General features: G+C 60.7%; 16 protein-coding genes. 2 read left to right on the forward strand and 14 right to left on the reverse strand.

The window, feature by feature from the left end; translation table 11 throughout:
* Nucleotides 1-25: 25 nt before the first annotated feature.
* The gene (locus tag BLW56_RS16305) at nt 26-2,206 is read left to right on the forward strand and encodes a molybdopterin-containing oxidoreductase family protein (protein ID WP_093511766.1); all 2,181 of its coding nucleotides are present in this window, start codon (nt 26-28) and stop codon (nt 2,204-2,206) included.
* Between the two features lie 221 nt (nt 2,207-2,427).
* Here BLW56_RS16305 and BLW56_RS16310 read toward each other — a convergent pair whose 3' ends face one another.
* From BLW56_RS16310 to BLW56_RS16355, 9 genes are all read right to left on the reverse strand, one after another.
* A complete protein-coding gene (locus BLW56_RS16310) occupies nt 2,428-2,844 on the reverse strand; it encodes a nuclear transport factor 2 family protein (protein ID WP_177175992.1) in 417 nt (138 codons plus the stop codon).
* 78 nt (nt 2,845-2,922) lie between these two features.
* Complete coding sequence (locus tag BLW56_RS16315; RefSeq protein WP_218140539.1) at nt 2,923-4,026, reverse strand: cytochrome P450; 1,104 nt, start codon at nt 4,024-4,026, stop codon at nt 2,923-2,925.
* Nucleotides 4,027-4,285: 259 nt separating this feature from the next.
* A complete protein-coding gene (locus BLW56_RS16320) occupies nt 4,286-6,577 on the reverse strand; it encodes a TonB-dependent receptor (protein WP_177175993.1) in 2,292 nt (763 codons plus the stop codon).
* A 1,330-nt stretch (nt 6,578-7,907) separates the two neighbouring features.
* Nucleotides 7,908-8,357 carry a nuclear transport factor 2 family protein gene (locus BLW56_RS16330; protein WP_093511771.1) on the reverse strand — a complete coding sequence of 150 codons (450 nt, stop codon included), beginning with the start codon at nt 8,355-8,357 and terminating at the stop codon, nt 7,908-7,910.
* 293 nt (nt 8,358-8,650) lie between these two features.
* Nucleotides 8,651-9,823, reverse strand: a complete 1,173-nt coding sequence (locus BLW56_RS16335; RefSeq protein ID WP_256203564.1) for a CaiB/BaiF CoA transferase family protein — start codon at nt 9,821-9,823, stop codon at nt 8,651-8,653.
* Nucleotides 9,820-12,168, reverse strand: a complete 2,349-nt coding sequence (locus tag BLW56_RS20955; protein WP_093511772.1) for an enoyl-CoA hydratase-related protein — start codon at nt 12,166-12,168, stop codon at nt 9,820-9,822. The genes BLW56_RS16335 and BLW56_RS20955 overlap by 4 nt, the downstream gene beginning before the upstream one ends.
* Nucleotides 12,169-12,242: 74 nt before the next feature.
* Nucleotides 12,243-12,560: a 2Fe-2S iron-sulfur cluster-binding protein gene (locus BLW56_RS16345; RefSeq protein ID WP_093511773.1), complete on the reverse strand. Its 318-nt coding sequence runs from the start codon at nt 12,558-12,560 to the stop codon at nt 12,243-12,245.
* Nucleotides 12,561-12,565: 5 nt separating this feature from the next.
* Nucleotides 12,566-13,918: a cytochrome P450 gene (locus tag BLW56_RS16350; protein ID WP_093511774.1), complete on the reverse strand. Its 1,353-nt coding sequence runs from the start codon at nt 13,916-13,918 to the stop codon at nt 12,566-12,568.
* A 55-nt stretch (nt 13,919-13,973) separates the two neighbouring features.
* Entirely contained in the window at nt 13,974-16,154 is a 2,181-nt protein-coding gene (locus BLW56_RS16355) for a TonB-dependent receptor (RefSeq protein WP_177175994.1), read from the reverse strand.
* Between the two features lie 337 nt (nt 16,155-16,491).
* Here BLW56_RS16355 and BLW56_RS16360 point away from each other — a divergent pair, with 337 nt between their 5' ends.
* On the forward strand, nt 16,492-17,082 hold the full coding sequence (locus tag BLW56_RS16360; RefSeq protein ID WP_093511776.1) for a TetR/AcrR family transcriptional regulator: 591 nt from the start codon (nt 16,492-16,494) through the stop codon (nt 17,080-17,082).
* Between the two features lie 3 nt (nt 17,083-17,085).
* On the opposite strand, the gene BLW56_RS16365 is transcribed toward BLW56_RS16360, so the two are convergent.
* Genes BLW56_RS16365 through BLW56_RS16385 form a run of 5 tightly spaced genes read right to left on the reverse strand, consistent with a single transcriptional unit; the run spans nt 17,086 to nt 24,563 of the window.
* Nucleotides 17,086-18,111, reverse strand: coding sequence for a DUF7065 domain-containing protein (locus BLW56_RS16365; RefSeq protein ID WP_093511777.1), 1,026 nt, complete (start codon nt 18,109-18,111; stop codon nt 17,086-17,088).
* Nucleotides 18,108-20,291 carry a molybdopterin-containing oxidoreductase family protein gene (locus tag BLW56_RS16370; protein ID WP_093511778.1) on the reverse strand — a complete coding sequence of 728 codons (2,184 nt, stop codon included), beginning with the start codon at nt 20,289-20,291 and terminating at the stop codon, nt 18,108-18,110. Before BLW56_RS16370 ends, BLW56_RS16365 begins: the two co-directional genes overlap by 4 nt.
* Before the next feature lie 11 nt (nt 20,292-20,302).
* Nucleotides 20,303-21,427 carry a phosphotransferase family protein gene (locus tag BLW56_RS16375; RefSeq protein WP_093511779.1) on the reverse strand — a complete coding sequence of 375 codons (1,125 nt, stop codon included), beginning with the start codon at nt 21,425-21,427 and terminating at the stop codon, nt 20,303-20,305.
* A 56-nt stretch (nt 21,428-21,483) separates the two neighbouring features.
* The gene (locus BLW56_RS16380; RefSeq protein WP_256203565.1) at nt 21,484-22,791 is read right to left on the reverse strand and encodes a cytochrome P450; all 1,308 of its coding nucleotides are present in this window, start codon (nt 22,789-22,791) and stop codon (nt 21,484-21,486) included.
* Nucleotides 22,788-24,563, reverse strand: coding sequence for an N-acyl-D-amino-acid deacylase family protein (locus tag BLW56_RS16385; protein ID WP_093511781.1), 1,776 nt, complete (start codon nt 24,561-24,563; stop codon nt 22,788-22,790). Before BLW56_RS16385 ends, BLW56_RS16380 begins: the two co-directional genes overlap by 4 nt.
* Nucleotides 24,564-24,668: the final 105 nt, after the last annotated feature.

Here is a 24,668-nt window from a genome sequence, read left to right on the forward strand (position 1 = left end):
GCCGCCCAACCGGGAGGATATTTTGATGATCAAAGTCACGTCGACCTGCCGAAGCTGTCTCGCCTACTGCCCAGTGGATGTGACAATCGATGAGGGCAATATTCTCAAGGTCGAAGGCAATCATCGTGCACCGCTGTATGAGGGATTTATTTGTCCGAAGGGACGCGCATTGACGGATATGCACAATGATCCGCGCCGGCTACTCCACAGCCTCAAACGGCAGCCTGACGGCAGCTACGCACCAATCTCGAACGCGGACCTTGTGAAAGAGGTGGCGGAAAAAGTCGCCAGGCTCATGAAGGAGGACGGGCCGCGGACCGTCGCCGCTTACGTGGGCAGTGTCTGCGGCGAGCAACAGGCTTCCGCAGCTATGACGGCTACGTTCCTGCAGGCGATCGGCTCGCCCATGCTGTTCAGCGCGTCCACGATAGATCAGCCAGGAATCCTGGTAGCAGACGCGCTCCATGGGGTCTGGTCGGGTGGCCGGATGCGGCCCGAGGATCTTGAAGTCTTCGTGCTCGTGGGCGGAAACCCGATCATTTCAAAACAATATTTTTCTCAGAATCCGGGCCAACAGCTCAAACGACTGGTAAAGGGGGGAATGAAGCTGGTCGTCATCGACCCCCGTCGGACTGAAACGGCGCGCCGCGCGGCGGTCCATCTTCAATGCATTCCGGGTGAAGATCCGACCATCTTGGCGGGTTTGATTCATCTCATTCTAGGCTCTGGGCACGTCGATTCCGAATTTGTCGAAATGAACGCGAAGGGATTGGCTGCGCTCGATGCAGCGGTCGCACCGTTCACTCCGCAGTATGTGGCGGAGCGCGCGGGTGTCGATGAAAAAGATCTCCGCGAGGCGGCTCGCATCATCGGGGAAGCGCGAACGGGAGATATCGGGACGGGTACCGGACCTAGCATGGCGACGCGCGGCACATTGACCGCATATCTCGCGGCATGTCTGCAGACGGTACGGGGATTTTGGGCTCGAGAAGGGCAGGAGCAGTTGCGGCCCTCGGTATTGCTGCCGCCACAGACGCCCAAGGCGCAGCCGGCTCCAACCTATCCTGCCTGGGGCTTCGGGACCAAATTGCGCGGCTACGGGTTTCAGGAGACGGCAGCAGGAATGCCCGTTGCGGGCTTGGTGGATGAAATTCTCACACCTGGAGAAGGCCGCGTGCGTGCGCTTTTCTTGCACGCCGGGGCATCCATTACCTGGCCGGATGAGAAACGAAGCAACGAAGCACTCGACGCGCTCGACCTGCTCGTCGCCTACGACATCGCATTTTCGGCGACGTCGCGACGGGCGCATTATGTGATCGCGACAGCACTGCCGTTCGAGGTGCCCGTGATGTCGCATTGGCCCGAGCTGATGGGGCGCTTTCATAACGGTTACGGCTGGGGCGAGCCTTACGCCGCCTATCAGCCTGCGCTAGTCAAACCGCCGCCAGGAAGCGATATCATGGAGGCGTGGCAACTCTATTATCGAATGGCAAAGCACCTTGGCATACCATTGGGATATACTTCATTCGGCGCGGATCAAGGTCTGCCGGATGGGGAGAGCGCTGCCGTGCCGATGGACATGACGAACGAGCCATCGACCGACGAAATCTACGGACTGATCACCAATAACTCGGCCGTTCCGTTTGAACGTGTGAAAGCCTTTCCGGACGGACATTTGTTCGACGAGGCGCGCCGTATTGTGGGGCCGAGAGATCCGGAGTGTGACCACTGGCTCAACGTAGCGAACCAAACCATGCTAGACGAACTAGCAACGGTGCGGGCGGAAGACTTTTCGACACGTGTCCTAGCTACTGACTTTCCATTTCTTTTGATCCCGCGGCGGGTGCAGAGCGTGACCAATGCAGGCTACCGGCCCGAACCGCCTCTCGGGAAGAATAGGCACAACCCCGCCTATTTACATTCCGCCGCCTTGGCTAGACTGGGCCTGAAGAACGGCGACTTCATCGAAATAATGTCACGCGGAGGTTCGCTTCAGGCTTTTGTTGAGGCTGACGACGATCTTCGCGATGGCGTGGTCTCAATGTCGCACGGATTTGGCAATCCCGGCGACGCAGGCTATGATCCGCGGCGTGATGGCGCTAACACGAACCGCCTGATACGCTGGGACGATGACTTCGATCCATATCACGGAATGCCGCGTATGGGGGCGATCCCGGTCTCCATTAGGTCGCTCGTGGAAGCGTAGGCGAGATCGTCCCTAACCGCACTACAGCTCGGTACGAAGCCCGGCCAACTGTCGGATAACGGCTCAATCTAGCGGCAAGGGTTGTCACGCCGGCGTGCGCTGCATGCAGCGCAACGATTGACACCAAACTGACAGAGGTTGACGCGGTCTGCCCTTGTGTCTGACTGATATTATTATGTCTGACTGAGATATGGGCTCCAGTCATTCTCAGTTATTAAAAGTCAGCGCTCGGCCACCGCAGCGCTGGGCAGGAGTACATCCTCCACGAGCTTGGTACAAAAATACTCTTTCAGTTCCACGAGGGTGTCGCCGCGAAAACGAAAGAGAAAATGATATTGATTATTGTAGGGCTCACCGTTTGCGAGAATTGATTGTCCCTCCACTTCGGCGGATACGCGATCTTCCTCCGCGGTCATCGAAATGATCGAAAACGCGATACCGTTCTGTGTCGTATGATCCAGTGTATCCACCATCTCCAGGATGGCATCGCGGTCACGCTCTCCGGAAAGCGAGCAAGTGCCGGTAGCGATCGCGCGGCAGTCCGGGTGCAACATTTTGCTAAGCCGCGCGCTGTCACCCTGTCCGAGAGCTGTCAGAAATTCGCGCACCAGCGCCTTGTTTGTTTCCGGGCTACTCATTGACTGATCCCCTGTAAGACCGGCTCGCAAATCGGTATCCGCCATCCTGCAAGCATGTCTGGCTGATAAAATCGGCAACTAACGCTTCTCAAACGTCATCCAGAGTTCTGCCGGGCCGTGCGCGACGTAACTGGATATCCAACGATAGCTGTCTTCACCGCGCGTCAATGCAAAGCTCTTGAGCCGCGCAGTGAGAGCGAGAAATGCCAGCTTCAGTTCGCCTCGCGCGAGCTGATTGCCGATACACATGTGGATTCCGGCCCCAAAGGCGAGATGGCTCGTCACCTTTTCGCGATTCAGATGAATCTCGTCCGGCTCGGCGTAACGCTCAGGATCGCGGTTTGCGGCTCCATAACGAACCTCGACGAGCGACCCGGCAGGAACCACGACCCCTGCGATCTCCACATCTTCGGCCGCTCGGCGAAACAGAGTCTGTACCGGAGACAGAACACGCAGCGTTTCCTCTACAAATGAAACGACTTGGTCCTTGTCGCTGTATATCCGGTCGCAGAGCTCCGGCCGCTCGATCAACAACCTCATTCCTGATGCCAAGGTCGTCGTAGTCGTCTCGTTGCCCGCCACCAACAGCTGGTGAATGATGCTTAGAAGCTCGCGCATGTCGAGCCGACGACCATCCACCTCTGCGTTCGCCAGATCACTCAGGATGGTCCCGGTCGGCGTGGACCGGACACGCTCTATCTCGGCGGCCAGATATCTCTGCATTTCCGTTAAAATATACGCGATTTCGACACTTCGCTCGGTCGAAATAACGGGGTTGACCGACTCGATCGAGACGTCGGACCATCGCTTGAACTGATCCATATGATCGCTGGGAATGCCGAGTTGCTCGGCGATCACGGTCATAGGCAGCTTGATAGCAAATACGTCAACAAAATTGACTTCGGATCGATGTTCGAACTGATCTATCAGGCCGTCGACGATTTCCTGAATTCGAGGTTCCAGCATGGCCACGCGAGCGCTGGTAAAAACCTTGTCCACTAGGGCGCGATAAAAACGGTGATCAGGCGGATCGTTCGATACAAGCGTATCGAGCGGCAGCCATCCATTCTCCTTGAAAACGGCATTGGCCGCGGGGTCTTTGGTAGTCGACGTGAGCCCCGTATCGTTGCGAAGTGCCTTGACGTTAAGCAATGCCTTGCGGACATCCTCGTAGCGGGTCAATATATACGTCCCGGTGATAGGATCCTTATAAACGGGCCGCTCGCTCCGAAGCTGTGCGTAGGACGGAAATGGGCAACGCTGAACGTCAGGGTTGGCGAAGCTTATTTCGTTAGCGACACTGGTTGACGTCCTGTCCATTCTGCATGCCCTTTGGGAACGTGACCCTGCTCGATGCCGCACAATTACGTCCGGGTGGACTGGGTAAACTTGATAGCCACCAGACCGACCGCACAGCGGCTGCCGGTCTGGCTCGGCCTTGTCAGAAGGCGACCTTGAAGAACGCGCCGAACGTGCGCGGCATGCCTGCATATTTTGTCAGCGTGTCACCCGTGTAATTTACGGTAGTCCAGTAGTATTTGTTAGTGAGATTTCGCACGAACAGACCTGCTCCCCACCCTTTTTCGGACTCGACGCCAACCCTTGCATCGAGCGTGGTGTAGGCCGGAATTCTCTGTCGATCGGGCTCGCCCAGATCCGCAAATGTGCGGCTGTTCACCAAGCCGCCGACACCGGCATAGCCTTCCAGACCGGGAGACATCTCCCCTCGATATTCGACATCGAAATTCGCGCTGATTGGTGGCGCAAAATTGAATTCGCTGCCCGTGAAATCAACCGGCGTTCCGGCGGAATTGAAACCCGAGTAAGTCCCGACCTTGGTATCAATATATGTGATCCCACCGCGAAGCGTCAAACCTTCGACAGGACGTATCGTCACATCCCCGTCGATGCCCTTGGCTTTGGACTTCGGAATGTTCACCAATGTCCCCGACACCCCGATGAACGGGACGGGGACGAGCGTAAAGAACTGCTTGTCGCGATAATCGTAATAGAATGCGGCGACATTCAACTGCATCCGTCGATCGAAAAGGGACAGCTTTGCGCCCGCCTCGTACGCGGTGAGCTTTTCCTGACTCAGGTTCCGCGTTTGAGATGAGAGAAGGATCGCGGTGATCGGGAACGTTCCCGACTTGAAACCACGGCTGACAAGCCCATAGATCAAGCTGTCATCTGTCGGCTTGAAGTTTATGCCAGCCCGCCAGGACACATTATGCTGCTTTTGTTCGAGAATGGTCGGCTCCGGCAAAAATCCAGGAGCCGGACCGATCGTCAGACATCCTCCCGGCACATATGCAGCGCTCGCTGCCGGATTACCAAGGCCAGCAAGGAACCCGAGGGTACCGGCAGCCAAAGCATTGCCCGTCGTGCATCCGTTTACGGTCTGTTTGGTGGTCGTGTAGCGGATACCGCCCGTCAGCGTAATCTGTGGCACCACCTCGAAATCTACATTCCCATATACGCCCAACGCTCTGTCGGTGAGATTATAGGGTCCGTCGAGAATCGTTCCGTAGGGTAGCCCGGAATATGCCTCCTGATAGTAGACCACGCGGTCAAAGATTTTGTTTTTTAGATAATTACCGCCGACAACAAAACTGCCGCGGTCACCCGCGAACATGCCGCTCAGGCGCAATTCCTGGGAAACTGTCTTAATCGTTCCTTCCGCCAGGCCCGGTATGACCGATAGCGCCACGCCGTCGAAGTCTTGAGGCTGATCGATCTTTGTCGATATGTAGCTGCTCAAAGAGGTGAGGTTGATGGCATCACTGAGTTCGTAATTCACACGCAATGCAGCAAGCAATTGCCGATTTTTCTTATGGGTATCAAATCCAAGGTCAAAATCAGCGTCTCGTGCAGACGTGGGCAGAGGATAGCCGATCAACGCCGGCAATGTCGCCGCTGGAACGGCGGGCGCCAGCAGCGCGAGCTGCGGCTGCTGGAGTTCGCCATGATCATACCAGCCAGTGAGGTTGACACCCACGGTGAGGCGTTCGGTAGGCGTCCAGTCAAGCAGCAGCCGCCCCGAAAGCTTGTTCGAATCCCCATTCTTCTGGTCGTTGAGAAAATAACCCCGCTGCCACGCACCGAACTGCGTCGTATTGACGGCTAATCGGGCGCGCAAAGTGTCGGTCAACGGCCCGCTTACATGGGCTCCGAAAATCACCTGGCCAAAATTATTGACCTCAGCGTTAAACCCGCCAGTCAAATAATCCGTTGGCTTGGCTGCGATCACATTGATCGAACCACCTGTCGAATTCTGTCCGAATAGCGTTCCTTGAGGACCCTTCAGAACTTCAACGCGCTCCAAGTCGAACAGCATGTTCGCAGCTTGTGGAGCATAGGGGATCGGTACCTCGTCGACATAGAAGCTGACCGCCGGCGGTGTCGCCAACTGCCCGGAGTTGAAATTGACACCGCGAATTGAGAAGACCGGATAGCCGGTGTACGCAAGTCCAGTGCTCAGACCGGGCGTAATTTTTGGCAAATCTATGACATCGTTTATGCCGCTGGTCTTGAGTTGCTCGTCGCCAAGGACAGTGATTGTGATGCCGACGTCGCTCAGACGCTGCTCGCGCTTTTGAGCAGTCACGACGATTTCCGCATTCGCTCTGTCGGTGCTGTCACCGGCTTCCGGAATGTTGGCTTGCTGACAAAATGCGGGACTCGCCGCGGCGATGGCCAATACAGACGTCGCCAATAGAGTGATTTTCTTCATTTCATCCCTCCCTTTTCTGTTTTTTGCCCGTTTAGAAACTGAGCATATTATTTCGCATTGCCGCATAAGGCTTCGGATCATCTATGCTTACTCAGTCATCCATCCCCGATGGCGTTGGAGCGAGTTGTCGCTCCTACGCTGCATTTCCTGTCGGCGATCAGATTTTGCCTGCGAGATCGCTCAGCAGGCAGAGGTCTGTTGTGGTCATCCGACACATCACAAACTCATGAGCAAATCGCCTTTTCGTCCTGCAGCACCTTCCCAGAATCAACCGCGACAAGCATAGGTATCGCACGCTCACTTATCGTGTGTCAACGTACTAAATGGGGAGTGTTCTGCTTGCGAAGCCGTCGGCTGCACAGTGTCGGGGACTGCTCGCTAAAGTCCCGAAGTTCATCAATTATGTGGCGCATCGATCCGGCGAAGGCATCGCGCACACGCATGGCGTTCCATGAAACATTCGCTGTCAGGGCTACATTTGGTCGGTGAGATGCCCACCCAGTCGAGCGCGAAGCTGCGGGGGGCCGCGCCCGAGCAGAGGCGCGGGCGGTTTGGCTTGCAATGCTGCGAGTCAACCCACCGCTGGAGCGATGGAAGCGAATTTCGCGCCCGCCTGACATCTCGGAGGGACGTGCCTGCCCGCAGTCCGGGGGGTGCTGTCGGCTACGAACTGAAAATCGATGAGGTGGGCGCAGTCGTGGCGTGCAGCGTGATTTCGAGTGCATCTACCAGTCTCGTAAAGAGCGGCGCCAACGAGTGACGGGTGACGAACATCGGGCTGTCAGGCCATCGCCAATTTCGATGCCCCTGCCTCAAGTGTAATCGAGCGAAACACTGCCAGGCTAGATGACAAACTAAGGTTGAATCGCAGGTTAATACAGTTTGATCGATTACCGAGAGATGATCGTAGAAAAATAATCACGAGCATCACCTGTAGAGAATTTGATTACCTCCGCCGCAGTCATGCCAGTCGCCTGAAGCGCGGCCGCCGCCTCACTCGTCCCCTTGCATTGGAAATACAGCCCACGCTCTGATTCCATCGCGCCCTGCTAACAGCAACATTCGTCATCATCCGTCGCTTCATGCACCTTATTGGGAGTTGGCATCTTCTTGCGAGAGGGCGACCCTATCCGCGCCGTGCGACCCAAGAGAGCTCTTCCTTTCAGGAAATCAGAGATCTTCATCTGACGCCCGCCCGGTTTCTATTGGGTGGGCGTCTTTTTACCCCGTTCGATGGCTGCTCGAATTGTTGGAATCTGGCTGATCACCACTGCCCCGGATTGCGCCTCCACCAGTCCCGCACCGATAGCCGAATGAAGCGCACCAAGCGTCAGTCGCGCACGACGCGGATGCGGCTGAGCCGAGTCTTGGCGATGAGCCAGCGCCCTCTCGCCTTGCGATAGCAGTCATGGTAATGCCCGAAGCCGTGGCGCGACCGGCCGGCAAGGTCGCTACCTTCGCCTGCCCAGAAATGATCGTCCATCGCCCAGATGCCCTCGGCGTCGCGCGCGCCGGTGAAGCGGATTTCGAAGCTGTGGACATGATGGACAGTCGTGGCCTCGTCGAGCTCTGCGGCGACCCCCGCCACAAAGGCTTCGGCGCCGGTCGTCAGCAATTTTTCGTCCGGCAGGCCGCCCGGCATTTCGCGGAAGTCGCCGACCATGTCGTCGGTCAACAGGCTGCGCAACAAGGGCCAGTCCTTTGTATCGAGTGCGCGCAGATAACGCGCTTTAAGCAACCGAATTTCCTCGATCGCAGCAAGATTGACGCCTTCAGTCATGATATACTTCCGCTCCCGTGTAGCGGCTCAAAGGGCCGCGAAACTCCGCTCGACATTCGAGCGGACCAGACTGGAATCTTCAAGCGCGTAATTTTGCGGCGCGCGATCCTCGCGTATGCTGATGCGATCCAGCCAGGCATTCCAAGGCGAATAGGACGACGTGATTGGCCGTTGGCGGACTGCCCGGTTTTAGTTCCAATTCGGGAATTGCGGACAATGTGCATCCTGAGTAGCGCTGCCAGAATCACGCTTGGACATCCCGCAGAACTCGGCATCTGCACCGGTTATCGCCTCTAGGAACCGAGGATGCGCTTCAACTGATCACTTTGATCTCCCAAGCGAGGCGCCATCGCTCTTTGCGCACCGAGGGCTGGGCCAAACCGCACGGGATGTGCCATCGCAAAATATCCGCCCTCTGTGGGATGCTCCTGCCTGCTGAAAAAGCCAGTCGCCGCAAGATGCGGATCGTCCATGATGTCAGCAAGATCGCGGACCGGCTGGGCCGGGATCTGAGCGTCCTGACAGCGCCGCAAGAGTTCGGCGGTCGCAAAGCTTGGCGTCAAGCGCGCCATTTCCTGGTACAGAAGTGCCAGATTCACAGCGCGAAGCTTGCGGCTCGCGAAACGCTCATCATCCAGAAACTCGGGCCGCTCCAATATCTCGAAGACCCGCGGCCAGGCCTCATCGGTATAGGCGACGATGCTGATAAACCCGTCCGCCGTTGGAAACGGCTGCCGGTCGGGGTCGATCTGGCGGAAATATCCGACCGGCGCATTGGGCGGATCGAACGTCAAGCCGCCGAGATGCTCGAGAAGCATGAAATTGGTGAAGGCCTCGAACATCGGAATCTCTACGAGTTGGCCGCTTCCCGTTCTCATCTTGTGAATGAGAGCGGCAAGCACGGCATAGGCCGCGTGCAGGCCAGCGACCTTGTCCGCGATCAGCGAGGGCAAATAGCGCGCCTGCGGATTGCCATCGACACGAGGCAACAGCGTGGCCGTCCCGGTCGCGGCCTGTATGACATCGTCATAGGCTTGCAGATCGGCATAGGGACCATCCTGTGCGAAGCCCACGCAGTGGGCGTAAACGATCTCCGGATTGATCGCCTTCACGGACGCATAGTCGAGCCCGAGCCGTTCGACCGCCTTGCCTCGGACATTGAGAACGAACACGTCGGCATCGCGCAACAGCGTTTGCATCGCGGTCAGATCGTCGGGCTTCTTGAGATCGAGGGCAATCGACTGCTTACCGCGATTAATCGTCATGAAGGCGGGGCTCATGCCGGGGGTGGCCGCTGCCTTGCCCGACCATCGAAAAGCATCCCCGCCATGGGGCGTCTCGACCTTGACGACCTCGGCGCCGAGGTCGGCGAGGATATGGGTGCAGTATGGCCCGAAGACGACGCTCGTAAGGTCGACGACCTTCACCCCCTTCAGCATCGGCATGGTATCGCCCGCTGCAATCATGATCCGCTCCATTCGGGTTGTCGCTTCTCGGCGAAGGCTGCAACGCCCTCCCTGAAATCCCTGGTCCGCATGAGCCTCCCGAAAATCCGTCCATTGGCGGCGAGCGCAGCCTGAAGCGATTCCAGCTCTTCGAGCTTGTTCAAAGCTTCCTTCGACGCGCGGATCGCCGATGGCGAATTCTGCAAGAGCCTGTCGGCAAGATCGCGTGCTGCGGCGAGCGCGCCGCGGGTGTCGGCGCCGGCGTTGACGATGCCAAGCTCGATCGCTTCGGCGGTGTCGAAGTGCCGCCCTGTCAGGATCAGTTCCATCGCGGCCTTGCGCCCGATCTGGCGCGTAAGCCGCTGTACGCCGCCTGCCGCCGCATAGAGTCCAACGCGCACTTCCGGGAGCGCGAAGCGCGCCTGATCTTCGGCAACCGCCAGATCGCAGGCCAGAACGATCTCGAGACCGCCGCCCATCGCGATCCCGTTGACCGCGGCAATTACCGGCTTCGTGCGATCGAAACGCTCGCAGAGCCCGGCAAAGCCGGTCGGCGGCATCGTCAGATCGCCGCCCTTTGCGGTCACCTTGAGGTCGTTGCCGCTGCAAAAGGCGCGCTCGCCCGCCCCGGTGACGATCGCCACCCAGAGACCCGGGTCGCGCTCGAACGCATCCCAAATCTCGTGAAGTTCGAAATGGACCGCGCTGTAGAGCGCGTTCATCGCCTCGGGCCGATTGAGCGTCACCTCCAGGACAGGACCCCGCCGCTCGAGAAGCACATGGTCGAAGCGCCTCGTGGCCAAGCCATCGGCGGGGGCCGCTTCGCAAAGCCGGCTCCCGGGCTCGATGAAGTTCACGCCCTTCTCATGCACGATCTGCACGGACCGGCCGATCACATCATCCTCATGCAGGCTGAAAAGGGTTGCGCGGTGGCCGCTCCGCGCACGGGCAATGATCCGTCCTCGCTCGCTGGCGGCAATGACATATCCGCGCGACGGGCGGCCCTTCTTCCAGGTCACGCTGCAAGCCTCGATCACGGCTCTGCAAGTCTCGGCGAGTAGCTCGGGCGCTGCGGCCACGTCGATCGCTGTCTGCGCCCCATCGCCAGCTCGCGGCGCCCAGGCGTCAACCGGTGTCGCCGAATAGACACCAGCCGCTTCCTTCGAGAGATAGCCGCCGTTCGCAAGGACCAGGCCGAAAGCGTTCGGCTCGGCACGAAGACGTTCCGCCATCGTCGCGATGGCATGCATGGAATAATTGTTGCCGGGGCCGCCGAAGAAAGGGAGCCCGCCTGTAACCGTGCAGGCACGGCTGCGCCAATCGACCCCGAGCGCCTCGGCCGCCAGAAAGACGGCGCAAGGGAAGCAGCTGTAAAGATCGATATGAGCCATGTCGGACGCGGTCTTGCCCGCCATGGCGAGCGCGCCGCTCAGGGCCGCTTCCATCGCGGTCGACCGCGACAGATCGGCGCGCTCGGATATCGGCCGGTCCTTCGCCGCGGCATAGCCATGCAAGTAAACCCATTTTTCGGGGGCTATGCCGAGTTTTCGCGCGACCCCCACCGAAGTCAGAATGAGAGCGGCTCCCTGGTTTACCGCATCCTGCGCGACATGCCATTTGAGGTAGGGATCGGCGACCCGGTAGTTATCCCGGCCTTCGGTCTTCAGGAACTCCCGCGAACGCACCTCGGGGAATTGCGAACAGAGGTTGCCCGCGGCAACCTCGGAAAAGCCAGCCCATAGCTCAGCCATCTGGTCGGCATAATCGTCGCGACTGAGGCCGAGACGCGTGCGAAGCGCCTGCTCGAACACGGGATAGGTCTGTGTCGGCGCCCCGAGCCCATTGGCGATCTCATGCTCGGTGAGCAAAGCCGGGCCGAGCCCGCGGTCTTGCCAGGGTCCATCGACACTGCGCGACCAGTCGAGCGATTGCCGGACTTTCAATGCCTGCTTCATCGCGGCGGTCGCTTCCGCGCCGACGAGGAGCACTGCATCGACATCGCCGGCATAAATCGCCTCCGCCGCTTCGTTCACGAGCGCCTGCGGCTGATCGCCCCCAACGACCGAGTAGATGCAACAGGCAGAGGCGATGCCAAGGTCGGCCGCGAGGGTCGCAGGAGGATTCGCGCAGCGCCCGAAAGGCTGGCGGCTGCCCTCGACCGAGTCGAGCATCGAACGGACGACGACGACGCCGTCGATCGTCGCAACGAGCCGCTCGGCCGCGCCACTGTCCGCGAGCGCCGCGCGGGCTGCTGCGACCTGAAGGTCGAGCGGGCTCGGCGCCGACTCCCCGTCGGATGGCGACCAGTGGCGGACGACCTGGCCGACCCCGACCAATATGGGCGTTTGCGGATTCAATTTCGGCATCCTCTTCCTCGCTCGGCATGTCTCGATGCGCGCAGCGAGGCGCCGCTACGCCTTACGGCGCCCGATAGGGACGCTCAGTCTTCCTTCGCGATCACGAAGCGCATGCCCGCAATGCGCTCGCTAAAGGGGATTTGGCACGACAGCCGCGAAAATGCGTCGCGATCGGACGAGGTGTCCAGCAGATCGGCTTCGTCGTCACTAGGGTCGTCCAACAGCTCCGCGAAGGCAGGATCGACGTGGATATGGCAGGTCGCGCACGAAAGGCAGCCACCGCACAGCGCCTGCAGTTCATCGAAGCCAGCATCGCGAACGATTTCCATCACGGACAACCCTTCGCTCGCCTCGATCACATGCTCGGCGCCGTCGCGGCTCACAACGATCAGATTGGACATTGCGCTCAGGCCTTGCGAACCGGGACCGCGTCGGGGCAGCGGATGATGAAACCGGTCGTGCGGACCTCCGACGGGTCGACGGCAAGTTCGATGTCGGGAAGGTTGGTAGTCAGCGACCGCATGACATGCGCAAAGCTCTGGCGCGCCAGCTGTTGCCCCATGCAGGTATGGCTTCCCGCGCTGAAGGTCAGGTGCGGCGTCCTTTTGCGATGAATGTCGAAGCGATCGGCATCGGGCCAGATGCGCGGGTCGCGATTGGCAACGCCGAAGATGCCGTACATGCTCGATCCCGCAGGAATATGGACCCCGGCAAGCTCGGTATCCTTGGCCGCAGTGCGCGGAAGGACGAAACCCGAGGGCATCCAGCGCGTCGCTTCCTCGATTGCGGCGGTGGTCAGCGACGGGTCGGCGACGATCTGCCGATATTGGTCGGGGTGAAGCATCAACGAATAGCCGATATTGGCCGCCTGCCGCCACGTCGTCTCGATCCCCGCTGGCAGCAGAAAGCGGCAGTAGACGATGATTTCGCGCGCCGAAAAACGCAGACCTTCGCGTTCGGCCTGGCTCATCAGCGACATGAGATCACCCTTGTCGAGGTCGCCCTTCGCCTTGCGCTCTTCATAGACCTGCCCGAAATATCGGTCGAGCTCCTCCGCAGCCCGTCCCGCGGCCTCGAAGTCGCGCGGGCCGCCGAAGACGGCTTCGCCGAGCCCGACGAAATAGGCGAGATCGACCATGTCGATGCCGATCACCTTTGCCATGCTCATGTAAAGGAGCGGCAAGGCAAGGTCGCGGCAGAGATCGGCCTCTTCGCCGTCGTCGACCATGCCGCGAATGCGTTGGGTCAGGAACTCGGCAAGTGGCGCAATCGTATCGTCGGCAAGGTCGGTCAGGAAGCGGCGCGAGAACACCTCCTGCTCGAAGAGTCGGCGCATCGCCTTGTGGTCGGCCCCGTCGAGTTCGTTCACGAAGGTAAAGCCGGGATTCTGGGCATCACCGTGCGCGCCATAGGCTCCTTCGTTGACGAAGGAGGCGGGATCCAGCACCATCGACTTGAGCGCGCTATACCCGACGACCGCGAAGTTCGGCAGGGCTAGATCGCGACCAAAACCATTGTACACGGCGAGAGGTCCATATTTCCCGTCGATGTACTGGATCACGTCCTGGCCGGCATCGCGCAGTTTTCCGAAATGGCCGAACGGGTCGATCGACACCGCAGGATCAAGACCAGCCACGCCGTGATCCGCAGAACGCAATTGCTCGTCGGGAATCTCCCGGATCACCCCGTCGAGACGCAGCATCGCCTCCTGGTCGAGCAGCGGATTTGCCGCGATCCTGTCGATAGCCGTGCTACCCATGTCTCACTCCACATCTCGATTGAACAAATTCTGCTGGCCTGCCAGGCATTTGGGTTCAGAACTTCCGCGACAGCTTCAGACCCCACGTCCGCGGCGGTCCGTAGTTCCCCATGAACCCGATCCCGAAGTTGATCACATTCTGTTTGTAATCGACGTTGAAGGCGTTGTTCAGAAATGCGGTCAGCTGCGTCTTTTCAGAAGCATCGGTCAGCGATGCCGAGAAGTTGACGATCGTATAAGGCTTCTGGCTTTCGAGAGGATTTTGATTTTCATAACGCAGCACGACGCGCGAGCTGTGCAGGAGGTTGGCGTCGAGGCGAAGCGACGACAGGAGCTGACCCCCGAGGTCGAATTCGTTCGAGATCCCGGCGTTGACCGTGAACTTGGGCGCGCGGGGAAGCGGGCTGCCATCGAGATCGACCTGCTGTGCAGTGACGCTGTCGAAGGTCGTGAAATCCTTGAAGACCGCGTGCTGCCACGTCGGAGCTACAAACAAGTTAAGGTTTCGCGTCGGGTTCCATCGCAGTTCCGCCTCGACGCCATAAATCTCGGCGTCGGCATTGTTGACCTCGGTCGTCGCCGGCGGAACGTTTCGCGTGATCTGCAGATCCTTGTAATCATAGTACCAGGCCGCGACATTGAGTGTGACGGTCCGGTCAAGGAACTGCGACTTGATGCCGGCCTCGAACGCGCTCATTTCCTCGGGCCGATAGAGCGGAAGGATCGTGCCAGCGCCGCCCGGGAGATTGACGCCGCCGGATTTATAACCCTTCGACCACTGGATATAGGATTGCACGTCGTCGGCGAGGTCGAACTTCAGGGCTATCTTCGGGATAAACTTGCCGCCCTTGCTCGTAAAGGCACCCTCGAATTCGGGGACGATCGGGTCGAGCGAGAATATCTCGCGATATTTGTTGTCCTCATAATTGTAGCGCATGCCGAGATTGGCCGACACGACGTCGTTGAACCGGTAGTTGAGATCGAGGAACGCGGCATAGTTATTGATGTTCGCGCGCTGACCGAGGTTGATTGTGGCGCCTACCGGCAGACCCTGCGCAGGCGCGAGGTCGGCCTGCAAGGTCACCGGCAGGTTGCCGTAATATTTCTCGTGGAAATAGTAGAGGCCGACGATCCAGTCGAGATTACCGCTCGTACCGACGAAATTGACTTCCTGGCTGATCGATTTTGAGGTCCGCACGAAGTCGAACACGTCCTGGAACCGAACCAGCGACCCGTCGGCGTCTACGGCCGCGTGGCTGTTGTGGTCGATATAGCCCGTAAGCGATTTGATCGTCAGATCGTCGGACGCTTCCCAGGTAAGGACGTTGGAGGCGATAAATGTCTCGCGCCGACCTCCGAAAGGACCGTCGGCAAGGATCTTGTTCGGCTCGGCGATATAGGTCACCGCCGGGAATACAAGCGGACCGATCGCCTGCTGATAGGCGACCGCTGCCTTGTTCCGCTCGTAGCGAAGCGAGGTTTCATTGCGGAGATCCGAGCCGACAGGTTCGATCGCCAGCGCGAAGCGGCCATAGATGGTGTCGACACCATTCAGCTGCTGTCCGGTATTGAGGACTCGGACATAACCATCCTGCTTCTCGCGGCCGCCGCTGACCCGGACGGCAACGCCCGGCGCGATCGATCCCGACACATAGCCGTTGACGCCGATCGCGTCGCGCGAGCCGGTCGATACCTCGATCTTGCCTGTGAGCTCTTCGGTGGGTTGCTGCGAAACGAAGTTGATGGCGCCGCCAGTCGCATTTCGGCCGTAAAGGGTACCCTGCGGACCGCGCAGCACCTCGACGCGATCGAGATCGACAGCGCGGAAGGTCGCCATGTCGGAGCGCGGCAGATAGATACCATCGACATATAGCGCGACGGTCGGCTCGGTCGCGCCGGAGTCGACGTTCGAGCCGGCGCCACGGATCGTGATCAGCGTGGTGCCGAAATGCTCGCCCCAGTTCAGGTTCGGTATGACTTTCGCGATATCGCGAATGTCGCTCAGGCCTTTTGCCGACAGATCGTCTCCCGAGACGGCGGAAATCGACGCCGGCACGTCCTGCAGCGACTGCGACCGCTTGAGCGCGGTGACGACGATGTCGCCGTCGCCGCTCGTTTCGTCGACGGGCGCGGTTGTGGGCGCTGCGTCCTGAGCCTGAACCGGCGACGCAACGGCAATTCCCGGAACGAACACGACGGCAGCCGCCGCCTTGAGCATCGACCTCGAAATACGCATGCCTTCATCCTCCCACCAATAGGTTCCCCTAAGGCTCTTGTCCGGCCAATGGGGTATGCGGATCTGTCCGCTTTTCATCGGACGTTATCGAAGTGAAGAGAGGGCGTTGCCGATCATCGCCGCGCAGCGCGGAAGACCTTTCGGTCGGCCCGTTGCATCCGTCCCGTTCACTCCGGATCTTCGTCCGACTGATCCGAACTTGTTACAAAACATGTTCCATGTCAACTTCAATTCTTGTAAGGCGATGCGGCAGCCTGAAGAGGTTGCTGAAATTGGGAAAAGCCCATAAACGCGATTTTGCGCGGTCGCCGATGGGAGGTAACCGGGGGAGACGTTTTTGACCGAATCGAAGAAACCGGGCGGCAAGCAGAGAGTGACGAAGCAAAAGGTCGTCGCCGCTGCGATCCAGTGCTTTAAGCAATATGGCGTGCACCGGACTTCGATGGCCGATATCGCCGACGCTTACGGCGCCTCCCGCCAAACGCTCTATCGCCTGTTCGAGAATCGGTCGGTTTTGCTGGAATATATAGCGACCCAGCGCATCGACATACTCATGGCGAACCTCGCGAAGTTCCTTGCCCAATACAGCCGCTTGAGCGAAGCGATTGTCGAGGGGATGGTCTATTCCATCAAATTGGGTCGCGCCGATGAGCTTTTGATGGAAATCATTCTCCAGGAAGGCGACGCGCATTTCACAACCTTCCAATTCGGCGGGACCGAGCAGGTTCAAAAGGCGATGCTCGATGCCTGGCAACCGCTCATCAATGCATCGCGCCAAGCGAATGAAATCGCGGACGGTGTGAGCGACGCGGAAATCATCGAATGGCTCAACAACGTCGGCCACTTCCTCAACGTCCGACCGGACTATGTCGAGGAAGACCACCGCCGCATCCTGCAGAAATTCGTCCTCCCCTCGCTGAGGCTCTGACGATCAGACCTGCGGCGGCCCGAACGGAGCCTGGACCAGCTTTCCGCCCTGAAACTCGTTGGGCCCGTTCTCGAGCGCCCCGCCTTCGATCCAGAACGGCCGCGTCGTGCCATTGCGCGGATTGAGAATTGTCTCGACGCTGCCGCCGCCAATCAGGTCCCCGCACTGCACGGTGCATGGCATCGAAAGCTCGAAATGCTTTCCCTCCAGCGCCATGACGACACTGCCATATCCGCGCGCCTTGAATGTCAATTCGCCGAGGGTCGGCTCATATACCACCACCTTGACGCCCTTCGGCGAGATGCCGTCGCCGAGGGCAACCGAGACTTCGGCATCGACGACCTCGGCAAGATAGGTGACACCGTCGATCACCAAATAGGCGCAAGGCATGGAATCGCCGGACTGCGAACGCCCGTTCTGGAATCCGAAGCTGTAATTCGGGCCGAACGAGCCGCCCAGCCACCAGCCGGCGTAGAGGTCCGCGCGGGGATTGTGGATCAGCCGCGTACCCCAGCTGTGATCGCGGTATGTGCCACCCTGGACATCGAACCATCGGTCGCCGAGGCGAACGCGCCCCTTGAAATTACCCGCACCCTGAATGTGGTTCGAGAACCAGGTCTCGGTCGTTTGCGTGCGCGGCGTCAGCGACATGAAATCATAGGGATCATGGACGTCAACGACGTCGATCTCCATCTCGCAATACTCGTCCCGCGCCGTCCACCGGCTCGTCTTGCCGTCGAAGGTCGCCGACACGAAATCATCGGTCGAAAAGCCGGTCGGAAGCCTATCGGACGAGCGAAAGGGCAGGTCCTGCGCATTACGCGAATAGCCGGGGCCGTTGCGCGAGACGATCCCGAAGCAGCATTTGGTGAAGCCGCGATTGGGCTGGTGCCCGATACGCATCACGCCGCCCATCTCCTTCTCGGGATCGGCCCAACTGAGCACCACGCTTTCCTGCCACCATTCGTCGCCATTATGATCGTGCGGCCACTCGGAATTTTCGGGCATGAGGACGGGATTGACGATCATGAGACTACCTTTTCTTTTGTTGTTTCGGGCGTAACTGGGGGCGCGGGAGAGATGCGCACGGGAATGGCCGACATGCGCGGCATGTGGTTCACGGCCTCGCAATCCTCGTCGAGGCTGACGAGCCTCGCGGTGTTTGATCCGCCCTCGTCATAGGGAAGTTCCTTATCGGGCAAACCGCCCCAGCAATGCGCCATCGAGACGACCCCGCGGCGCAGCGAAGGCTCGGGCCGGACCCGCCCCTCGATCGCAGCACGCGGCGAAACGATCTCGACGGCATCCCCCGCCGCCAGTCCGAGTTCCTCCATGTCGGCGGGGTTCATGAAAGCCGGATTATATTGGAAGCGCTCGCGCACGGCGGGAAAATTGCGCCCGAAACTGTTCTGGCTTTCGCGCATGCGGCGCGAAATCAGGCGGAACGGAAAATCGGCGTCGAGCCGCGCCGGATCGTCGGCGAGCATCTCCGCCATATCGGTCGCGACATCGGGCGGCATGACGGTGAATCGCTTGGTTCCGGTCTCGCCCGGCTGGACGACGGCATCGGGAAGCCCTTCGAATATCTTGCCGTCGGGAAAGGATGCCAGCTCGTCGATACTGATCGGCGAATGCCGCATCACGAGCGCGATGAGATCACGCGTCGTCGGCGCCTCGACCATGTCGAGCGCACTCTCTTCGAATATGATCTGCTTTCCGAGCCGCTGCGCCAGCCCCCAATAGACCCGCCATTCGTCGACGACCTCGGAGCCTTCGGGCGGCGAGACGACCGGGGGGCAGTAGCGCTGATAGGGCACCGGCATGAACAGCCCTTCATAGGCTGGCGTCATCAAAACATCCTCGCGCTCGTAGAGCAGCTTCGGCGGGATCACATAATGCGCGAGTTCGGTTGTTGCCGTCGGAAAGGGCTCGACGACGACGAGCAGGTCGAGCGCCTTCAGCGCCTCGACTGTCTTGATCTGGTCGGGCATGGCGATCGCAGGGTTCGCCCCCGTCACCAAGAGCGACCGGATACGTCCCTTGCCCGGCGTCAGTATTTCCTCAGGCAGCGTGCCGCTCATCATTTCGCCGAACATCGCCCCGATCCCGCGAACGCGGCTCCTCGGGCCCGTCTCGAACTCGCGCAACGCCGGAATGACCTCGGCGACCGGCGGGCGGAGCCAGAGCGGATTGATCACGCCCGGATTGCGCAGTTTCTCGCCGCCGCGCATGAACCGCCCGCAGAGGATGTTGAGGACCTGGATCAGATGCTCGGCAAGGTTCGATCGCGCGGCCATATTCGGCCCCGTGCTCGAGAAGGCCGAGCCGATGCGGTTGTCGGCGGCGAACATCCGCGCCGCTTCGGCAACGAGTTTGGCAGGCACACCCGCCCTCGCTGCCGTATAGTCCAGCGTGAAGGGATCGAGCGAGCGCCGCAAGTCCTCGAGCTCGGCCACATAATCGCGGCAGAACGCCTTGTCCTCGAATCCCTGCGCAAGAATCTCGCGGAGGATTCCCGCCATCAGCGTCGGGTCCTCGCCGGGCCGGACCTGCAGATGGATGTCCGCCATCTGCGCGGTCTCGGTCACCCGCGGGTCGATGACGATCAATTTCATCCCGCGCGCCTTCGCGTCGCGGAATTGTTTCGTCATGTTGAACGGGATCACGCCTTGCACCGATAGCGACACGAGCGGATTTCCACCGCACAGCATCAGCACCTCTGCGTCATGAAAATGATGCATCGGCGCGCCCCACATGCCGATGCGGTTCATGCCCACGAACTTGGCCGACTGGTCGATCGTCATGGTCGTGAAAAAGGAGGGCGATCCGATCGCACGCTGAAACGCCTCGAGCATCGGCGCCGCCGATACGCTGAGATAGGCCTGCGTCCCCTTGAACAGCGCCGCCGACTCCGGTCCTTCCTCGGCGATGATCGCGCCCATCCGTTCGGCAATCTCGTCGAGCGCCTGCTCGAAGGGGATCTGCTCCCAACCGCCGTCGGCATTCCGCTTCATCGGGTGCAGGATGCGGTCGGGCGCGTTCATCGCATCGGCCGCGCCGAGCCCCTTGATGCAGGCATAGCCACGGCTCAGCACATGGTCCTTGTCGCCTCGCACCTGCGTCACGCGGCCATCCTCGACGGTCAGGCGGACCCCGCAGGTTCCGATGCAGATCCGGCAGGACGACTTGGCTTCACGAACTTCGACCATGGCCTATTCCCTCAGACGGTTTCTCCAAGCGCCTCGAGCGCGGCGACGAGCTCCGAGCGCTGCAACTCCCACATCAGCCGCTGACCTTCCCAATGCTCGCGCGGCATGCGGCGCATCCCGATGGCGCCCCAGGTCGCGAGGCGGAACGTCGACAGCGCCGCCGCGAAATCCCAATGGTCGAGCTTGCCGCCTGCGGCTTCATAGGCCGCGATCGCGAGGTCGCGATCGGGCGGATCGGCTTTGGTGGAGCCGAGCGAAGCGATGACGCGCGCCGCCGACAGGAAATAGGTGACGTCCTCGGCCGGCAGACCATGATGGCAGAGTTCCCAGTCGAGCATCGCGACCAGATTTCGATCCTCGTCGAACATCGCGTTGGCGAAAGTGGGATCGCCATGACAGATCGTGGGCGCAAGGCCGCGCGGCGCGGTCCGCTTCAGAACATCGGCGACCGCGTCGATCGTCGAACGCATCTCGGTATGCAATGCCGCGCGCTCGCCCTCTTCGACCTCGGGGAAGCGCGCATGAAGCTCGGCCTGTGCCCAGTCGATCTCGCGGTCGATGAAATAGGCCCCCTCGCCGCCCCGCGAATAGAGCGAGGCGACGCCGAGATCGGCCGCGGGCACAGCATGTAATTGCGCGACGAAGCGCATCAGCCCGGCGAGCATCTTGTCGCGCTCGGCCACCGAGGCTTCTGCGTAAGGACCGATCTGGAGATACTGGATGCAGGGCGTCAGGGCCTCGATACGTCCCATCACGAGGGCATCGGCCCCCTCGACGATGCGCCCTTCCGTATCGAGCCAGCGCACGTCCGGAACCTTGAGACCGAATTCTCCGAGGGCGCGCATGATCTCGAACTGATCCTTCAGCGAGACCTGTGCGAAAATGCCGTCCGAACCGAGATCGAACCGCAGCACGCAGGGATCGACAACGGCGCCGCCCTGCCCTTGGTGCAGGTCGAACATCAAGGTCCCGCCCGACGCGCCTGCCGCGAGATTGCCGTTGGTGAAGACGACCGAGATGTCGCCCTCGCCGCCGTGCGAGCGCACAAAATCGGCAATATTTTCTTCGCTGACCTGCGTCGCATCGGCCGCGAGCGACCGCAAGGCGCTCAGCGAACCCACTCCATCAACTGTCATTCAAACTCTCCTCCCGCGCCGTCTCCCTCGAGGCGCATATTTTTTTGCGTCGCGGCTCAGCGCATCCGGAAGCGGATCGGCAAGCGCTTGAGCCCGTTCACGAAAACGCTCTGGATGAACTCGGGCTCGCCGTTCAGCTCGACCGATTCCAGTCTTGGAAGCATCGCCTCGAAGAGCGCCTGCATCTCGAGGCGCGCCATGTGCTGCCCTAGGCAAGTGTGCGCACCGAAGCCGAACGCAAGCTGCGGATTGGGTTTGCGATCGATGCTGAACGCGAAGGGATCTTCGAACACCGCCTCGTCGCGGTTGCCCGACGCATATGCCAGCATGATCCAGTCGCCCTTGCCGACCGGCTGCCCGCCGATCTCGGCATCCTCGGCGGCCGAGCGCATGAACGTCTTGACCGGTGTCGCCCACCTTATGCCTTCTTCGACGAGCGCGGGTAGCAGGGCCGGATCGGCGCGGACCCGGTCGAGAAGCCCCGGCTGGGTCGCGAGCGCCCACATGATGCCCGAGATCGACGACGAGGTCGTGTCGTGGCCCGCAGTCGCGACGATGATGTAATAGCCCACCTCTTCCGCGGTTCCGATCGGCTCGCCGTTGATCACCGCGTTCGCGATCAGCGTCGCGAGATCGTCGCGCGGGTTGGCGCGGCGATCGTTGCTGATCGCGGAGAAATAAGTCGTCAGGCCATCGACCGCGCCCTGCACGATCGCCGAATATTGGCTGGCGTCGAGCGCCGCCATCGCTTTCGCGGTGTCGGGATCCTGCGGCCCGAACATCTCCTGCGTCAGGCGGAGCATCTGGGCATAATCTTCGGGCGGGACGCCCAATATCTCCATCACGACTCGGAGCGGGTACGGCATCGACACATCGACCGCGAAATCGCATTCGCCCCCGAGCGAGGCCATCGTCGCGACGACCTCTTCGGCGAGGGCGTGGATCGCGGGCGCACGCTCGCGGAGTTTCCCCGGCATGAACTGGCCCTGGGTGAGACCGCGGTACTGGCGATGCTCGGGCCCGTCCATGGTCACCAGCGACTTCACGAGATGCGGGCAGCCGGTGATCTGGTGGTTGCGCCGGACATGCGCGGCATTGACGAAGGTCGTCGCGCGGTCGCCGCTTGGAAACATCGCATTATTCTTGCTGACCGCGAGGATATCGGCGTGCCGTGTCACCACCCAGAAGGGGTCGAATCCCTCGGGCTCGGCACGCGCGACCGGCATGTTCGTACGCAACCAGCGATAGATGTCGTGAAGCTCCTCGGTGGCATAGACGGCGGGCGTGGCGAGCTTCTGCGCCATGTCCGCCGGCATGACCGGCCCGCTGCCCATCGGCGCGTTCGGCTGACTGATCGCGTTCATGCGGCCACCAGGACGGGAGCGGGAGCGGCGGACGGGGTGATGAGCGCGCCGGGCGTCGCCTTGGTCCACGCGCTGCCGGAAAAAGTCTCTACCCCGTTGACGAAGATATGCGCATAGCCACCGGCACGCGCTTCGCGGCGCCAATCGCCGGTCGGCATGTCGTGGACGATGTCGAACTTCGAATAATCGACATAGAGGTCGGCGAGATCATAGACAAGCAGGTCCGCCCAATAGCCGGGCAAGATCGCGCCGCGATCGCGAATGCCGAGCGTCCGGGCGATCTTGAAGCTGAGCTGGAAATGAAGCTCCTCGAGCGACATGACCTTCTGTTCGCGCCCCATGCGAACAAGCAGTTCGGTGCCGTAAAAGCCGTTCGACATCGACTTGGTATGTGCCCCGCCATCCGACACGCCCGCGGCGATCGAGGGATGCGACAGCATGCGCGCGGGAAGGCTTGCGTCCCATGCCGAGAAGGAAGCCGACTTGAGCTGCAACTTCAGGCCCGAGCGGACGGCGATGTCGCAGAGCGCCTCGACGACCGACCGGCCCTCGTCCGCCGCGATATCGCCGAGCGTTCGTCCGAGATAGGGATCGAGTTCGGCGACGCCGCCGAGATCGACCAGGGTGAAGGCCTCGAAGCCCGCAGCGCTGTTCGAGGGACCGTCGCGCAGATACTCTTCCGAGAAGGACTTCACGAACGCAGCATCGGCAAGCAGCGTGAGGATTTCCTCGTCGGACTGGCACGAGACGATGGCGCGCACGCCCGCCATGTCGCCAGCCGAGGTGTCGAGGTCGCGGATCCCGCCTTCGACCCAGCCGTAATGGAGGAGGGTCGCGCCCGTGATATCGAGCCCCTCCTTCCGCATGCCGTCGATCCAGTCGAGATCGGTTTCGACGAGAGCCGGATGCCCCTCCACCGTCACCAGGATGTTGTGGATCACCCGCACGCCCGACCCCTTGGCGGCGCGCGCGACATCCTCGGACGTTTCGCGGTCGCCGTTCGGTCCGACATTGGCGAAAAATTGGACAATCCCGCTTCCGCGATCGATCAGCCCGCGCGCGATCGCGATGATCGACTCCCGCGTCAAGGTGTCGGTCGGCATCGAGGTGCCGTCGAAATCGACATGGGTATTGCCCTCGGCGCCCATGACCGACGCCGAGATGCCCATCGCGCCGGCGTCCATCGCTTCGTTGATGAGGTGGTGCATTTCGGCGATCTCGTCGGCGTTCGGCTGGCGGGACTTCGCCGCATCGATGCCCATCACGTAGATGAGCAAGGGATTGAGCGGCAGATAGGTCATGATGTTGACGCTCTTGGGCAGCGCCCTCAGGCTTGTCATGAACTCGGGAAAGGTCACCCAGTCCCATGGCAGGGCCGCACGCTGCTGTTCGACCGGGATTTGCTCGGTGGTCGAAAGCATCGCCATCGTCCGCTCGCGATCGGCCGGACGGACAGGCGCCATGCTGAACCCGCAATTGGCGTTGAGAATCGACGTCACGCCCTGCGGACCCGAGTCGAGGCACTGCGGGCTCCAGAAGATCGCGGCGTCATAATGCGCGTGCTGCGTGATATGGCCCGGTGCGACGACCTTTCCGCCGGCGTCGAGAATTCGCTTCGCGGTCCGGACGGCCAGCGAGCCGACGGCGGCGATGCGGCCGCCGGTGATCGCGATGTCACCCCGAAACGATGGTCCGCCGGTGCCGTCGACGACCTCGGCATTCCGGATCAGGAGATCATACTCCTCCACGCCGAATTCCTTTCCCAATTTCATTCTTGTCTATTTGCCGAATATGTTACAAACATTGTCGCGTGTCAACAATAGCGAAGCGCGGCGTATCCGGCGCTTTTCTGCGCTTCGACGCAGCAAAGCCGCAAA

Source organism: Sphingopyxis sp. YR583 (assembly GCF_900108295.1).
Lineage (GTDB): Bacteria > Pseudomonadota > Alphaproteobacteria > Sphingomonadales > Sphingomonadaceae > Sphingopyxis.

Bases quoted from the DNA above. Each gene is read 5' to 3' on its own strand.
- BLW56_RS16305 (WP_093511766.1), top strand. From the start codon at position 26: ATGATCAAAGTCACGTCGACCTGCCGAAGCTGTCTCGCCTACTGCCCA.
- BLW56_RS16310 (WP_177175992.1), bottom strand. From the start codon at position 2,844: ATGAGTAGCCCGGAAACAAACAAGGCGCTGGTGCGCGAATTTCTGACA.
- BLW56_RS16320 (WP_177175993.1), bottom strand. From the start codon at position 6,577: ATGAAGAAAATCACTCTATTGGCGACGTCTGTATTGGCCATCGCCGCG.
- BLW56_RS16330 (WP_093511771.1), bottom strand. From the start codon at position 8,357: ATGACTGAAGGCGTCAATCTTGCTGCGATCGAGGAAATTCGGTTGCTT.
- BLW56_RS16335 (WP_256203564.1), bottom strand. From the start codon at position 9,823: ATGATTGCAGCGGGCGATACCATGCCGATGCTGAAGGGGGTGAAGGTC.
- BLW56_RS20955 (WP_093511772.1), bottom strand. From the start codon at position 12,168: ATGCCGAAATTGAATCCGCAAACGCCCATATTGGTCGGGGTCGGCCAG.
- BLW56_RS16345 (WP_093511773.1), bottom strand. From the start codon at position 12,560: ATGTCCAATCTGATCGTTGTGAGCCGCGACGGCGCCGAGCATGTGATC.
- BLW56_RS16350 (WP_093511774.1), bottom strand. From the start codon at position 13,918: ATGGGTAGCACGGCTATCGACAGGATCGCGGCAAATCCGCTGCTCGAC.
- BLW56_RS16355 (WP_177175994.1), bottom strand. From the start codon at position 16,154: ATGCGTATTTCGAGGTCGATGCTCAAGGCGGCGGCTGCCGTCGTGTTC.
- BLW56_RS16365 (WP_093511777.1), bottom strand. From the start codon at position 18,111: ATGATCGTCAATCCCGTCCTCATGCCCGAAAATTCCGAGTGGCCGCAC.
- BLW56_RS16370 (WP_093511778.1), bottom strand. From the start codon at position 20,291: ATGGTCGAAGTTCGTGAAGCCAAGTCGTCCTGCCGGATCTGCATCGGA.
- BLW56_RS16375 (WP_093511779.1), bottom strand. From the start codon at position 21,427: ATGACAGTTGATGGAGTGGGTTCGCTGAGCGCCTTGCGGTCGCTCGCG.
- BLW56_RS16380 (WP_256203565.1), bottom strand. From the start codon at position 22,791: ATGAACGCGATCAGTCAGCCGAACGCGCCGATGGGCAGCGGGCCGGTC.
- BLW56_RS16385 (WP_093511781.1), bottom strand. From the start codon at position 24,563: ATGAAATTGGGAAAGGAATTCGGCGTGGAGGAGTATGATCTCCTGATC.